Source organism: Azospirillum palustre, from assembly GCF_002573965.1.
Classification (GTDB): domain Bacteria; phylum Pseudomonadota; class Alphaproteobacteria; order Azospirillales; family Azospirillaceae; genus Azospirillum; species Azospirillum palustre.
Map to the genome: position 1 here is coordinate 132316 of NZ_PDKW01000038.1, position 14183 is coordinate 146498.

Annotated in this window: 11 protein-coding genes and 1 pseudogene; 4 read left to right on the forward strand and 8 right to left on the reverse strand. The window is 66.7% G+C overall.

The window, feature by feature from the left end; all coding sequences use genetic code 11:
- Positions 1-17: 17 nt before the first annotated feature.
- Positions 18-215 (reverse strand): hypothetical protein, encoded by a 198-nt coding sequence (locus tag CRT60_RS04395; protein ID WP_098735243.1) that lies wholly within the window; start codon positions 213-215, stop codon positions 18-20.
- 282 nt (positions 216-497) lie between these two features.
- On the reverse strand, positions 498-1298 hold the full coding sequence (locus CRT60_RS04400) for a DUF2076 domain-containing protein (RefSeq protein ID WP_098735244.1): 801 nt from the start codon (positions 1296-1298) through the stop codon (positions 498-500).
- A 377-nt stretch (positions 1299-1675) separates the two neighbouring features.
- Between CRT60_RS04400 and CRT60_RS04405 the strand changes: the two genes are divergently transcribed.
- The 3 genes from CRT60_RS04405 to CRT60_RS04415 are packed head-to-tail and all read left to right on the forward strand — an operon-like array spanning position 1676 to position 4630.
- Complete coding sequence (locus tag CRT60_RS04405; RefSeq protein WP_244592261.1) at positions 1676-2356, forward strand: chemotaxis protein CheC; 681 nt, start codon at positions 1676-1678, stop codon at positions 2354-2356.
- Positions 2349-4232, forward strand: coding sequence for a sensor histidine kinase (locus CRT60_RS04410; RefSeq protein ID WP_244592262.1), 1884 nt, complete (start codon positions 2349-2351; stop codon positions 4230-4232). The genes CRT60_RS04405 and CRT60_RS04410 overlap by 8 nt, the downstream gene beginning before the upstream one ends.
- Complete coding sequence (locus CRT60_RS04415) at positions 4229-4630, forward strand: response regulator (protein ID WP_098735247.1); 402 nt, start codon at positions 4229-4231, stop codon at positions 4628-4630. The genes CRT60_RS04410 and CRT60_RS04415 overlap by 4 nt, the downstream gene beginning before the upstream one ends.
- A 22-nt stretch (positions 4631-4652) precedes the next feature.
- On the opposite strand, the gene CRT60_RS04420 is transcribed toward CRT60_RS04415, so the two are convergent.
- From CRT60_RS04420 to CRT60_RS35490, 4 genes are all read right to left on the reverse strand, one after another.
- Entirely contained in the window at positions 4653-6461 is a 1809-nt protein-coding gene (locus tag CRT60_RS04420; RefSeq protein ID WP_098735248.1) for an ABC transporter ATP-binding protein, read from the reverse strand.
- A gap of 260 nt (positions 6462-6721) precedes the next feature.
- Positions 6722-8836 carry a YgiQ family radical SAM protein gene (locus tag CRT60_RS04425; protein ID WP_098735249.1) on the reverse strand — a complete coding sequence of 705 codons (2115 nt, stop codon included), beginning with the start codon at positions 8834-8836 and terminating at the stop codon, positions 6722-6724.
- A gap of 215 nt (positions 8837-9051) precedes the next feature.
- A complete protein-coding gene (locus CRT60_RS04430; protein WP_098735250.1) occupies positions 9052-10296 on the reverse strand; it encodes a TCR/Tet family MFS transporter in 1245 nt (414 codons plus the stop codon).
- A gap of 15 nt (positions 10297-10311) precedes the next feature.
- Positions 10312-10578, reverse strand: a complete 267-nt coding sequence (locus CRT60_RS35490) for a hypothetical protein (RefSeq protein ID WP_143273085.1) — start codon at positions 10576-10578, stop codon at positions 10312-10314.
- Here CRT60_RS35490 and CRT60_RS04435 point away from each other — a divergent pair.
- On the forward strand, positions 10546-11985 hold the full coding sequence (locus tag CRT60_RS04435; RefSeq protein ID WP_244592263.1) for a ferredoxin reductase family protein: 1440 nt from the start codon (positions 10546-10548) through the stop codon (positions 11983-11985). The genes CRT60_RS35490 and CRT60_RS04435 overlap by 33 nt on opposite strands.
- A 159-nt stretch (positions 11986-12144) precedes the next feature.
- On the opposite strand, the pseudogene CRT60_RS04440 reads toward CRT60_RS04435, so the two are convergent.
- A pseudogene (locus CRT60_RS04440) lies at positions 12145-13131 on the reverse strand (IS30 family transposase); the annotation flags it as partial.
- A 186-nt stretch (positions 13132-13317) separates the two neighbouring features.
- Positions 13318-14181 carry a phosphate ABC transporter ATP-binding protein PstB gene (gene pstB / locus CRT60_RS04445; RefSeq protein ID WP_280177197.1) on the reverse strand — a complete coding sequence of 288 codons (864 nt, stop codon included), beginning with the start codon at positions 14179-14181 and terminating at the stop codon, positions 13318-13320.
- Positions 14182-14183: the final 2 nt, after the last annotated feature.

The following is a 14183-nucleotide window of genomic DNA, read 5'->3' on the forward strand; positions in this document are numbered from 1 at the left end:
CCATGTGGCGCCCATCCTCAGAACAGTTCGATCTCGACGTCGCGCCGGCCGATCACCGCAGCCTCCTGGCCGTCCGAATCCAGAATGTGGATCGGATCCCCATCGCAATCGTCCGACATCGCCTGGGCGATCTCAATCAGTTGAATCGGCAGCCGCATCCGGCCATTCGGCAACCGGTCGGCGCGGCAGGGGGCGATGGTGACGGTGATGGCCATGGAGGGTGTTTCCGTTTGAACTGAACCGCGACCAAGGGAGCAAGGCTCATACCAAAGTAGGGCGGTAAAGCTCTCGATCAGGGAAAGACCTTATGCGCACGAAAGATTGGAGCGGCACGCCGTCGTGACCGGCCCCCTCCACCCGTCACGGGTCGCGCGCCTGTTAACCATGACCGGGATCGTCGGACGGAAACCGTCGCCCGACGCTGCATTCTGCGACGCAGCAGGCAATCGCAGAATGCGGAATCGCGAGCCTGACCGGACCTGCCCGTAACCGTGGGCTCAGACCCAGGAATCGTCCCCGCCGCTGCCGCCATCGTCGAAGGACGGATCGTCGTACGATGCGTCGTCGGCCGGCGGCGGGTCGGGCGCATAGGCGGCATCCTGCGCCGTGTCGCCGCCCGCATCGCTTTGCGGGCCCTGGTCTTCGCCGTAGTAGTTGTTGGTGATCACCGTCTCGTTGATCGTCTCGCCGGCCATGGGCTGGGCCATCGCCGTGCCGAAGGGACCGGGCGAATGGTGCAGCAGCGAGGAAATGGCGCTCGCCGCCAGCATGCCACCGGCCACGCCGGCTGCGGTCTGCGCCGCACCGGCGAAGAATCCGCCGCCGCGCGGGGCCATGCCCGGCTGCGGGAAAGGCGAGGGGCTGTATTGCTGCTGCGGATAGGCGGCACCGGGCGCCGCCCCCCACGGGCTGCGGCCGGCGGCGGGCTGTTGGGGCGGCTGTCCCTGGGGCGCCTGCGGATAGGAGGGGGCAGGGGGAGGTTCGGCGCCACGGCCCCACGGGCTGCGTCCGATGCCGAGCGCGTTGGACAGGAAGCTGCCGCCGGACTGGGCCGGCTGGGCCGGACGCTCGCGCAGCTGGCGCTCCAGCTCCTCGATCCGGGTCTGTGCCGCGGTCAGCGCCTGCTGCTGCACCAGGACGGTCTGCGCCATGTAGTAGGACGACAGCGGCTGGTCCTGCACCGACCGGCGGATGAAGTCCTCCGCTTCGGCGTCGCGCGGCTGGGAGGTCTGCTGGGACTCCACATCGCGCAGGCGGCGGAACAGGTCGGACAGAAGCGTGCGTTCCTCGGGGGTCATCGACGTCTCCTAAGACATGGCGCCCATCGCAAGGGGACACCGCCCCTACATGTGGAGTCGCCATCCCCCGCAGGACAAGTCCCTTGTGAGGTGTCCCCGCCTTGAGAGACTGTCCCGCCCCACAACACCGCGCCGGTCAGTTAGTTTCGCGTCTTAAGCAATATTGCGCAAAAATTCCAGAGACTTGCCAAAGGTTCCGAACTTGGGTCTTTGGATGGTGGATCGTCGGGCTGACCATTGTGGGACGTGGGCGGCTATATCGGCTATGGCGTACCGGAATTAACATATGACATTGACGGGGGTGCCTTTTTTCCCATCGATAGGCCACATTTGTGATGCGACCGCCCGGCGGCGCCGGTTGAGAAGCCGAGACCAAGATGAACAGGCGCCGAGAGATGGTGGAACTGACCGACCTGGAGCGCGATGCGCTGACCGAGTTGGTGAATATGGGGGTCGGCCGCGCCGCCACCCATCTCAGCCGCATGGTCAACGACCAGGTTCTGCTGTCCGTGCCGACCGTGGACATCGTCAGCCGGCAGGAGGCGTCGGATTTCCTGTCTGCGCGCGAGCGCAGCGGGCTGGTGGCGGTGGAGCAGCAGTTCCAGGGCTCCTTCGACGGCCGCGCCATGCTGATCTTTCCGGAGGCCAACAGCCTGGAACTGGCCCGCGCGGTCCTGGGCGGCGACCTGACCCTGGCGGAAATCGTCGATCTGGAGCAGGACGCCCTGGCTGAGATCGGCAACATCATCCTGAACGGTTGCCTGGTGGTCGTCGCCAACGCGCTGAAGGACCGGCTGACCATCTCGTTGCCGGCGGTGCTGCGCGGCGACGGCGCCAACATCCTCAAGGACAAGGTCGGCGGCGGCGATGAGCTGGTGCTGTTCCTCTATATCGATTTCACCATCCGCAGCCGCAGCATCCGCGGCTACATCGCCCTGCTGATGGGGGTTTCGTCCCTGCAGTCTCTGAAGCAACTGATCCACGCCTTCATCGAAGGCATCGCCGCCGAAGAACCCACATCCGCTGGAACGTCGCCTCATGGCTCCCAGATTGCCTGAACAACCCACCTGGGCACTGGATGTCCTCGGCGCGCTGGATGCCGGCGTCCTGCTTCTGGACCGCCATTGCCGCGTTCTCTACTGGAACGGCTGGATGGAGCAGGCCTCCACCCTGACGGCCAGGGAGATCCTCGGGCATGATCTGTTCGACGCCCTGCCCAACCTGCGGGAATCGCGCCTGCACATCGCCGTGCGCGACACGCTGGCCACCGGCGCGCCCGGCGTCCTGTCGCACACGCTGAACCCGATGCTGTTTCCGCTGCGCCTGCCGGACGGGCGGCGGATGGTCCACAATGTGGTGATCCGTCCGCTGCCGTCGCACGCACCCTCGCCCCATGCGCAATCCGCGGGCAACGAGGCGCGCTGCCTGATCCAGGTGACCGATGTCACCGCGTCGGTGAACCGCGAACGGGTTCTGCGCGAACAGCGCGACGCGCGCTATCGCGCCATCGTCGACACCGCGCCCGACGCCATCATCACCACCGACACCCGCGGCATGGTTCAGTGGATGAACGGCACCGCCACGCGTCAGTTCGACTATCGCCCGGACGAGCTGATCGGACAGAGCGTCGCGGTGCTGCTGGGCGGGGATGCTCCCGACTGGATTGCCATGGCGGAGGGCAGCGGGCCGGGGGCTGTCGGCATGGATACCGCAGCCCAGCCGGTGGAGCTGTCCGGCCGGCGCCGCGACGGCAGCCACATCGACCTGGAACTGTCGATGGCGCGCTGGGAATCGGAAGGGCGCAGCTTCATCACCGGCATCCTGCGCGACATCACCGAACGTCGCCGCACCCGGGAGGAGCTGCGGACCAGCGCGCTTGCCATGCGACAGCTGGCCGAGCAGACCAAGGCGACGCTGGACGCGCTGCCGGCCTTCATCGCGGTGCTCGACCGCTCCGGCCACATCGTCTCGGTCAACCGCGCCTGGGCCGAAGCCGGGCCGGAAACGACCTTCCTCGGCCAGGGCTGCATCGTCGGCGACGATTATCTCGACCATTGCGGCCGGGGCGAGACCGCCGACCCGCGCGCCGACCCCGTGATGGACAACCTGCGCCGGCTGTTGAGCGAAGGCGGACCGCCGGTGTCCGCGGAATATGTCACCAACAACCAGCACTGGTTCCGCTGCCTCGCCGCCCCGATGCCGGCAGGCCCCTTCGGCGGCACTGTGCTGATGCACATCGACGTGACGGAGATCAAGTCGATGGAGGCGGCGCTGCGCAAGCTGGTCGGCCAGAAATCGACCCTGCTTCGCGAGGTCAACCACCGCGTCAAGAACAGCCTGCAGCTGGTGTCCAGCCTGCTGACCCTGCAGACGCTGAGCCTGCCCGACGAGGGGGTGCGGGTGCATTTCCAGGATGCCCGCAGCCGCATCGAGGCGATTGCCCGCGTCCACAACCGGCTCTATCAGGCCGACCAGTTCCAGACCATTGAGTTCGGCACCTACCTGAACGAGCTGTGCGAGGATCTGGCGCGGGCATCCGGCGGCGACAGCATGTGCGACATCGTCGTGCGGTCGGACGTGATCGACCTGCCGATCGACCATGCCGCCCCGCTCGGCCTGATCGCCAACGAACTGATCACCAACGCGGTCAAACATCGCGGCAACGGCCCGGCGCGGGTGACGGTGAACTTCCGTCGAGAAGGCGAAAAGCTCGGCCTGACCGTCTCGGACCGCGGGCCGGGCCTGCCGTCCAACTTCGACATCCGCAAGAGCCGCAGCCTGGGCATGCGCCTGATCTCCAGCCTCGCCGGCCAGATCCGGGCCAGCGTCGACATCGACACCACCACGCAGGGCACCACCTTCCGCATCGAGCTGCCGGTGCCGGACGAGGTGCCGCTGCTGGAAACCTCTTCGCCAGAGGAGATCTCGGGATGAAGATCCTGCTGGTTGAAGACGAGGTGCTGATCGCGCTCGAACAGCAGCTCTATCTGGAGAATGTCGGCCACAGCGTCATCGGCCCGGCGGTCACTGCCGTGGAGGCGGTGGAAATCGCCGCGGACGACAAGCCGGATCTCGCCCTGGTCGACGTGCATCTGGGCATGGGCACCAACGGCATCGACGCCGCACGGGGACTGACCAGGCTGGGTGTGCCCTGCCTGTTCATCACCTCCTTCCGCGACGAGCTGAAGAAGGATGGCCCGCTGACCGGCATCGGCTGCCTGCCCAAGCCCTTCACCGAAAGCGGCCTGCTCGCCGCCGTCGACGTCGCCCGTGCCATCCTGGCGGGGGAGACGCCGCGCAACGTGCCGCAGACGATGGAACTGTTCGTGTGAGGGGAGGGGGCTTTCCCTCGCCTCAGCCCCCGATCCGCCGGACCGGCTCCGGCGCCGATTGCTGCTCGAACAGGCGGCGATAGAGCCCGCCCGGCCGGTGGAGCAGGGCGGCGTGGCTGCCTTCCTCCACCACCCGGCCCTGGTTGAAGACCAGGATGCGGTCCAGCGTACGCACGGTGGACAGGCGGTGGGCGATGATGATCGCCGTGCGCCCCTGCATCAGCCGCTCGATGGCTTCCTGGATCAGCGCCTCCGATTCCGAATCCAGGCTGGAGGTCGCCTCGTCCAGGATCAGGATCGGCGCGTCGGCCAGGAAGGCGCGGGCCAGCGCCACCCGCTGCCGCTCGCCGCCCGACAGCTTGACGCCGCGCTCGCCGACCAGCGTCGCATAGCCCTTGGGCAGGCGGGCGATGAAATCGTGGGCGTTGGCGAGCTTGGCCGCCCGCTCGATCTCCGCCATCGACGCGCCGGGACGGCCATAGGCGATGTTCTCCGCGAGCGTGCGGTGGAACAGGATCGGCTCCTGCGGGACGATGGCGATCTGGGAGCGCAGGGAGTGCTGCGTCGCCTCCGCCACCTCCTGCCCATCGATCAGCACCCGGCCGTCGGTCACGTCATAGAGGCGCTGGATCAGCTTGACGAAGGTGGTCTTGCCCGACCCCGACGGCCCGACCAGCCCGACCCGTTCGCCCGCCTCGATGGTCAGCGACAGGTCGCGGTAGAGCGGCGTGGTGTGGCCGCCATACTGGAAGGTGACGCGGTCGAAGCGCACCTCGCCCGCCTGGATGCGGATCGGGGTGGCGTCCGGCCGGTCCTCAACCCCCAGCGGCTCGGCATGGATCGCCACCAGCTCCTCCATCTCGTTGACGGAGCGCTGGAGGTGGTTGATGTGCATGCCGATGTCGCGCAGATAGCCATGCACGACGAAGTAGGTGGTCAGCACATAGGCGACGTCGCCCGGCGTCGCCTGCCCGCGCCACCACAGCCAGAGCGCGGTGGCGACCACGGCACTGCGGATCAGCAGCAGCACCACCAGCTGGACGGTGCTGTGGCGGGTGTGGCGGGTCCAGGTGCGATGGGTGCGGCGGCTCCATTTGCCAACGATGCCGGCCAGCCGGTCGTCCTCGCGCGGCTCGGCACCGAAGGCCTTGACCACGGCGTTGCAGCCGACGGCATCGGCCAGCGTCCCGCCGAGCTTGGTGTCCCAGGCGTTCGACAGCCGGGCGGCCGGCGCGATGTAGAGGGTGGAGAACAGCACCGTCATCGCGACGTAGACCGCGGTGCCGAGCGCGATGACCAGCCCCATCGCCGGCCAATGCAGCCCCAGCGTCACCATCGTGCCGATCAGCACGACCAGCGACGGCCACAGCGCCAGCAGCAGCGTGTCGTCCAGCGTATCGAGCGCCCACATGCCGCGGGTGATCTTGCGCACCACCGATCCGGCGAAGCTGTTGGCGTGCCAGTCGGTGGAGAAGCGCTGGATGCGGTGGAAACTGTCCTGGCCGACATCCGCCATGATGCGCAGGGTGAAGGGGATGACGCTGCTCCAGGCGATGTGGCGCATCACCACCATGCCGACGCCGAGCGCCACCATGGCGCCGAAGGCGGTCAGCGCCGCATGCAGCGCCGCGTCGCGGTCGCCCGGCAGCAGGGTGAGGGCATCGACCAGCCGGCCGGCGAACAGCGGCATGAAGACGTCGGCCAGCGTCGACAGGGCGATGGCGCCGGCGATGCCGACGGCCAGCGGGGTCTGGCGGCGCCAGTGACGGAAGGTAAAGGCCAGGACGCTGCGGATGGCGTTCGGGCGCGGGGTGCGTTTCGACTGTGCCATGGGAATCCAACCGGGGCAGGGCCGGCCATGCGGGCGGCGGTGCCGTCAAAGGAGCCATTGGGGAATGCGATGTTGAATTCCCTCTCCCGCCCCGGGAGAGGGAAGGGGCCCATGGCATTGCCATGGGAAGGGTGAGGGGGCAGGCACGAAACCATGCGCTTTGGGAGTCTTGGGTTACCCCTCACCCTCCCCACCGCTTCGCGGCGGGTCCCCTCCCTCTCCCGGGGCGGGAGAGGGCAGTTCGGAGGCTTACGTTAGCGTCACCGGCCCTTCAAATTGGTCTGGCGCGGCTTCATGCCGGACGGCTTGCCGCCAGCCCCGGCGGTCGGCTTCGCCCCCGGCGCCTTGCCCACCGGCGGCACCACACGGCGGCCCTGGCCGGCCTGCTGGGTCAGGAAGGTCTTGCCCCCCTTCTCGCGCGGCTTGGCGGTGGCGCCGACCGGCTGCCAGCCTGGGATCAGATGCTCCTCGCCCGGACCGATCAGGTCCTCGCGGCCCATGCGCTTCAGCGCCTCGCGCAGGATCGGCCAGTTCTCCGGGTCGTGGTAGCGCAGGAAGGCCTTGTGCAGGCGGCGCTGCTTCAACCCCTTCGCCGACGAAACGATTTCCGATCCGACGCGGCGGACCGGCCGCAGCGGGTTGCGCTCGCTGTGGTACATCGCGGTCGCCAGCGACATCGGCGAGGGCAGGAAGGTCTGCACCTGATCCGCCTTGAAGCCGTTCCGCTTCAGCCACAAGGCGAGGTTCATCATGTCCTCGTCCGTGGTGCCGGGGTGGGCGGCGATGAAGTAGGGGATCAGGTAGAGCTTCTTCCCGGCCTCCTTCGCAGCCTTGTCGAACATCCGCTTGAACTCGTCGTAGGCCCCCATGCCGGGCTTCATCATCTTGCCCAGCGGTCCCGGCTCGGTGTGTTCCGGCGCGATCTTCAGGTAACCGCCGACATGGTGGGTCACCAGTTCCTTCACATATTCCGGATTGCGGACGGCGAGGTCGTAGCGCAGGCCGGACGCTATGTGGATCTTCTTCACCCCCGGCACCGCACGGGCCTTGCGGTAGAGCTGGACCAGCGAGGAATGGTCGGTGTTGAGGTTCTTGCAGATGTCGGGGAAGACGCAGGACGGGCGCCGGCAGACCGACTCCGTCTCCTTGTCCTTGCAGGCGAGGCGATACATGTTGGCGGTCGGCCCGCCCATGTCGGAGATGACGCCGGTGAAGCCCTTGGTCTTGTCGCGGATGTGCTCGATCTCGCGCAGGATCGACCCTTCCGACCGGCTCTGGATGATGCGCCCCTCATGCTCGGTGATCGAGCAGAAGGAACAGCCGCCGAAGCAGCCGCGCATGATGTTGACCGAGAAGCGGATCATTTCCCACGCCGGGATGCGCGCATCGCCGTAGGACGGATGCGGCGCGCGGGCATAGGACAGGTCGTAGACGCCGTCCATCTCGTTGGTTTCGAGCGGAATCGGCGGCGGGTTCAGCCAGACATCGCGGTCGCCGTGGCGCTGGACCAGTGCGCGGGCGTTGCCGGGATTGCTCTCCTGGTGCAGCACGCGGCTGGCATGGGCATAGAGCACCTTGTCGGCCGTCACCTGCTCGAAGCTGGGCAGCCGCACCGCCATGCGGTCGGCACCGGCGGCGCGCGGCGAGACCGGGGCGGACGGATCGTCGATGGAGCTGCTGTCCACCACCGTCCAGCCGTCCGGCAGGGACGAGCGCATGATGGCGGTGCCGCGGATGTCGGTCATCGCCTTGGGCGATTCCCCCTTCAGCGCACGCTGGGCGATCTCGATGATCGCACGTTCGGCATTGCCGTAGACCAGCATGTCCGCCTTGGAATCGACCAGGACGGAGCGGCGGATCTTCTCGCTCCAATGATCGTACTGGGCGATGCGGCGCAAGCTGGCCTCGATGCCGCCCAGCACGATGGGCACGTCCTTGAAGGCTTCGCGGCAGCGCTGGGAATAGACGATCACGGCGCGGTCCGGCCGCTTTCCGCCCTCGTCGTTCGGCGTGTAGCTGTCGTTGTGGCGCAGGCGGCGGTCAGCCGTGTAGTGGTTGACCATCGAATCCATGTTGCCGCCGGTCACGCCCCAGAACAGCCGCGGCTTGCCCAGGATCTTGAACGGCTCCGCACTGCTCCAGTCCGGCTGGGCGATGATGCCGACGCGCAGGCCCTGCGATTCCAGCAGACGACCGATGATCGCCATGCCGAAGCTGGGATGGTCGATGTAGGCGTCGCCGGTGACGACGATGACGTCGCACTGGTCCCAGCCCAGCCGGTCCATTTCTGCGCGCGACATCGGCAGGAAGGGCGCCGCCTTGGGGCGCACGCTCCGGTCCGGGCGGTGGGCGAACAGGTTGGGGGCCGCGAGCATCGCGTTCTCCGGGTCTCAATCAACAATGCGGATGGATAAGCCGACAGTCTTACCTTGTCAGCCGGCAAATTCCCACCGCTGATAACGCAGCGGAGCAATGGGACATTGTGCGGCGTGGCGCGACAGCTATGTGGGACGCCCCACAGCCGGTGCAAGGGCCGGCCATGGGGGCCGCCAGGGAGCAAGCCACGGGAGAGGGCAGGGCGGTGGAGAAGTCAGGCCGCAACGCCGCCCGCTTCTCCCGCCCGGCCGTTGCGCCGCGCCACCACCCAGCCGATCAGCGCGCCCACCAGCATCACCAGGGCCGCGATCAGGAAGGCGGCGCCCGGATGCGGGAACAGCGGATCGCTGCCCACCGAGGCGGAATAGACCGTGCCGAAGAAGACCGGCGACAGGATGCCGGCGACGCTTGCCACGCTCATGTTGGCGCCCTGCAGCTGGCCCTGTTCGGACGGGCTGACCCGTTGCGTCATCAGCGACTGGATGGTCGGCATCGCCAGCCCCCACAGCGCATTCGGCACGATGGCGAAGGCGAACCAGCCGCCGTCCGGCGCCAGCCCCATGCAGGCCAGCCCGACCGCCCCGCCGAACAGGCCGACGATCATCGTGCCGCGGTCGCCCAGCCATTTCACCACGCGCGACACCACCAGCCCCTGCATGAGCATGTCGAGTGCACCGACCATCGACAGCAGAAGCCCAACGTCCCAGGCACTCCAGCCATAGCGGTGCGCGGCATAAAGCACGAAGACGGCGGGGAAGACCTGATGGGAGACATGCAGCATGAAATTGACCATCGACAGGCCCGACAGTTCCGGGTGCGAGCGCAGCAGCTGGAACGCTCCGAACGGGTTGGCGCGGCGCCAGGAAAAGGCCATGCGGCTTTCCTGCGGAAGCGATTCCGGCAGCACCGCCAGACCATAGAGGAAGGCAAGCCCGCTGAGCAGGCCGGCACCCCAGAAGGGTGCCCGCGGCGAGATCTCGCCCAGCACTCCGCCCAGCAGCGGTCCGGCGATGAAGCCGGCGCTGAAGGCGGCGCCGATCAGGCCATAGGCGCGCGCCCGCTGCTCCGGCGGCGTCACGTCGGCCATATAGGCGAAGACAGTGGTGAAGCTGGAGGAGGTGATGCCGGCAACGGCACGGCCGACCACCAGCCACCACAAATTCGGCGCCACCGCCATCAGCACATAGTCCGCCGCCAGCCCCAGTGCCGACAGCAGGATCACCGGACGCCGGCCAAAACGGTCGGACAGCGACCCGATCACCGGCGAGGAGAAGAATTGCATCAGCGCCCACAGCGCCACCAGCGCGCCATTGATGGTGCCGGCCTGCGCATCGGCCCCGGCGAACTCCTCGATCAGCGCCGGCAGCACCGGAATGACGATGCCCATCGCCACGATGTCGAGCGCGGCGGTGACGAGAATGAAGGCTATCGCGGCCTTGCGCGGACGAACGGACGACATGGAAAGCCTTTGGACTCAAAAGGTGTAAGCGCCCAAAAAGGGACGCGGGCGTGCCCCGGCCGGAATGGACGGGCCGGGCGGCATCGCGAAGTTGGGGCGGATCATAGGCTGCATGCGGCCTGTTGTGAAGCGAAATATTTCCGATGGCGGATATGTTTTGCCGGGTGAGCGTGCGCCCTTATCCATCATGAACCACGACGGACTCTGCACCTGCTCCGGCTGAGGATGGCTGCATTTCATGAAATCGACTTGTTCGCCGTCGCCATCGGTAAAATCATTCATGCACTGCCGCTTCCTCGGCGGCACAGCAGGAGGAAGGTCGCCATGCAGAGGATCAAGCTGTCCTTTTGGGGGCTTCTGGCGCTGTCGAGCGTGCTGTGGCTTGCCGCCGACCCCTCGATCCTGCAATGGACCGGCTACTTCGCATTCCGCGCCGCCATGGTCCAGCACAGCGGCGTGATCGCCGTCGGCTGCATGAGCGTCGCCATGATCCTGGCTTTGCGTCCACGCTGGCCCGAACCATGGTTCGGCGGTCTGGACAAGATGTACCGCCTGCACAAATGGCTGGGTATCGGCGCCCTCGCATTTGCGGACGTCCACTGGCTTTGGACACAGGGAACGAAATGGGCGGTGGGGTGGGGCTGGCTGGACCGGCCGCGGCGGGGCCCGCGTGCAGCGCCGGGCGCGGCATCGGGTGCAACGCCGGACAACCCGGTCGCCCAGACATTCATCGACCTGCGCGGCATTGCGGAAGCGGTCGGCGAATGGGCGTTCTATGCCATCCTGCTGCTGATCGTGCTCGCACTGATCAAGAGCTTTCCATACCGGCTGTTCCTTCGGACTCACCGCCTGCTGCCGATCGCCTATCTGGCGCTGGTCTTCCACACGGTCATCCTCACCAAATTCGCTTACTGGACCGCGCCCATCGGCTGGGTTCTCGGGGCGTTGCTCGCCAGCGGCACATGGGCCGCCGTCCTGTCCCTGCTAGGCCGCGTCGGTGCCGGACGGCGGGTTCCGGGCACCATCCGCGCCCTCCACACCTATCCTGACCTGCGCGTGCTGGAGGCGGAAATCGACGTGCCGCAGGGATGGCCCGGTCACAAGGCGGGCCAGTTCGCCTTCGCCGTGTCGGACGCCGCGGAAGGTGCACATCCCTATACCATTGCCTCCGCCTGGAACGAGGCCGAGCACCGCATCGTCTTCATCATCAAGGAACTGGGGGACCATACGCAGCGCCTGCCGAGCACGCTGCAGGTCGGTCAGGCGGTGACGGTCGAGGGGCCGTACGGCTGTTTCACCTTCGACGACCAATGCCCTCACCAAATCTGGGTGGGCGGCGGCATCGGCGTGACGCCCTTCATCGCCCGCATGAAGTATCTGGCGATACGTCCGGAGCGGCATCCGCAAGCCATCCACTTCTTCCACACCACACGCGATTATGACGAGGTCGCCATCGCCAAGCTGACCGCCGACGCCGCTGCCGCGGGCGTGTGCCTGCACCTGCTGATCGATGGCCGCGATGGCCAACTGACCGGGGAGCGCATCCGCGCAGCCGTGCCAGGATGGCGCGACGCCAGCGTCTGGTTCTGCGGCCCGACAGGATTCGGGCAGGCGCTGCGGCAGGATTTTGCGGCTCAAGGAATGCCGGTGGAACAGCGCTTCCACCAGGAGCTTTTCGATATGCGATGAGCGTCGCAGCGGAGACGGGGGAAGCGAGACCCTCACGGCGCGTGAACCTGCCAGGCTTGATCCGACGGGCCTCCATAGCCGAAGGCGGATCAAGCCTGTGGACCCACCGGGACGACCGGGCGGGGGAGGTGCCATCTAGGCTGAGTTGGAGAGGGCGGCCAAGTTTGCGGCGAAGACTTCGGCCGGCGTGCGATAATCCAGGCATCGCCGTGGGATGTTGTTCAAGTGTTGGGCGAGGGCTGCGAGGGCTGGAGCAGACCGGTCAGCTTCTGGAGAGGCCCGCGGCAGATGTCGGCGCAGACGGCCATTGGCGTTCTCGACCCCTCCCTTTTGCCAAGGGCTGTGCGGATCACAGAAGTAGCTGTCCATGGGCAAGGCCTTGTAGGCAAAGAATTCTGTCCCGCGATCGAAAGTGATGGTCTGGCGCGCCTGACGGGGAAGCGGGGCGAGGGCTTCGGCGACCCGGCCGATCACTCGCGCGGAGCGGCGATCCTCGTTGGCGAGCAGGATGTGGAAGCGGCTTTGGCGTTCCTGCAAGGAGGTGACGTTGGCTTTGCCGAACTGGCGGGCGAAAATCACCAGGTCGCATTCCCAATGCCCAAAGCTCTGCCGTGTGGCGATGTCGGCCGGGCGGCGGACGATCGAGCGCTCCGCGGGGATCGGGCTGCTGCGCGGTTTGCGTCCCATGCGCTGTCGGCGCCGACGCCGGGCCGCCAGAAACGCATACAGCTTTTGCTCACGCCCTTCGGGGCCATAGATGAACCGGTAGATCGTCTCATGAGACACGGTCCCGGCGGGTAGGGCGTCGCGTTTGAGCCGGCCCGCGATCTGCTGAGGAGATCAGCCTTCCTGAAGCTTGGCGATGACGTGGTCGCGCAACGTCGGGTGCAAGGTCAGCTTTAGCCGACGGCGGGCGCGACGATCTCGGGCATATTTCTGGGCACTGGTGCAGTAGTAGCCCTTGTATTCCTTGCCCCAGCGGTCACGAAACGGATCGTGGTAGAAATTGCGCCGGATTTCCCGGTGGATCGTCGAGCGATGCCGGCCAAGCGCCTCGGCGATCGCCGCTACTGGAACCTGGGCGTCGCGCATATCATGGATCCGGCGCCGTTCCGCAAAACTGATGTGGGAATAATGTTCGCCCATGCCCGCCCCCAAAGCCTAAGTTCCTGTTCTAAAACAAGAGTTGCACTTCAGGATAGAACCCACCCCCGCTCACGAATAAAAACACATAATAATGATTATGGAAATCATTTGGGCGCTTTCAACGCCGACAAGACAAAATGCCGCCGGCCCTCCCCATTGCGGGAAAGACCGGCGGCACAAACCACCTCAGCCGAAACGGCCGGTGATGTATTCGGAGGTCTTTTCCTTGGTCGGGTTGGTGAAGATCTCTTCCGTGTTCCCGAATTCGATCAGCTCGCCCAGATACATGAAGGCGGTGAAGTTGGAGATGCGGGCCGCCTGCTGCATGTTGTGGGTCACGATGGCGATGCAGTAGTCGGAGCGCAGCTCGTCGATCAGCTCCTCGCACTTGGCGGTGGAGATCGGGTCGAGCGCCGAGGTCGGCTCGTCGAGCAGCAGGACCGACGGCTTCACCGCGATGGCGCGGGCGATGCACAGGCGCTGCTGCTGGCCGCCGGACAGGCTCATGCCGTTCTGGCGCAGCTTGTCCTTCACCTCGTCCCACAAGGCGGCGCGGCGCAGCGAGAACTCCACCCGCTCGTCCATGTCGGCGCGGGACAGCTTCTCGTACAGCTTCACGCCGAAGGCGATGTTGTCGTAGATCGACATCGGGAACGGCGTCGGCTTCTGGAACACCATGCCGACGCGGGCGCGCAGCAGGTTCAGGTCCTGCTTGGGCGACAGGATGTTGACGCCGTCCAGCATGACCTCGCCGGTGGCGACCTGCTTGGGATAGAGGTCGTACATCCGGTTCAGGATGCGCAGCAGGGTCGACTTGCCGCAGCCCGACGGGCCGATGAAGGCGGTGACCTGACGGTCGTACAGCGGCAGCGAGATGCTCTTCAGCGCGCGATAGCCGTCATAGAAGAAGTCCAGGTTGCGGACGGTGATCTTCTCGGGCAGGCCGGCACCGGCGATGGCACGCTCGGCGGCGGCTCCGGCCATCATGCCGGGGGGCATCGGGTGGCTGCCGTGGGCGTGGCTGTTGGCGTCCATGTGGGTCATCGTCATGG

Excerpts from the sequence above, each read along its gene's own strand:
- pstB (WP_280177197.1), bottom strand. The coding sequence starts at position 14,181 with ATGACGATGACCCACATGGACGCCAACAGCCACGCCCACGGCAGCCAC.
- CRT60_RS04415 (WP_098735247.1), top strand. The coding sequence starts at position 4,229 with ATGAAGATCCTGCTGGTTGAAGACGAGGTGCTGATCGCGCTCGAACAG.
- CRT60_RS35490 (WP_143273085.1), bottom strand. The coding sequence starts at position 10,578 with ATGAATGATTTTACCGATGGCGACGGCGAACAAGTCGATTTCATGAAA.
- CRT60_RS04430 (WP_098735250.1), bottom strand. The coding sequence starts at position 10,296 with ATGTCGTCCGTTCGTCCGCGCAAGGCCGCGATAGCCTTCATTCTCGTC.
- CRT60_RS04405 (WP_244592261.1), top strand. The coding sequence starts at position 1,676 with ATGAACAGGCGCCGAGAGATGGTGGAACTGACCGACCTGGAGCGCGAT.
- CRT60_RS04425 (WP_098735249.1), bottom strand. The coding sequence starts at position 8,836 with ATGCTCGCGGCCCCCAACCTGTTCGCCCACCGCCCGGACCGGAGCGTG.
- CRT60_RS04395 (WP_098735243.1), bottom strand. The coding sequence starts at position 215 with ATGGCCATCACCGTCACCATCGCCCCCTGCCGCGCCGACCGGTTGCCG.
- CRT60_RS04400 (WP_098735244.1), bottom strand. The coding sequence starts at position 1,298 with ATGACCCCCGAGGAACGCACGCTTCTGTCCGACCTGTTCCGCCGCCTG.
- CRT60_RS04420 (WP_098735248.1), bottom strand. The coding sequence starts at position 6,461 with ATGGCACAGTCGAAACGCACCCCGCGCCCGAACGCCATCCGCAGCGTC.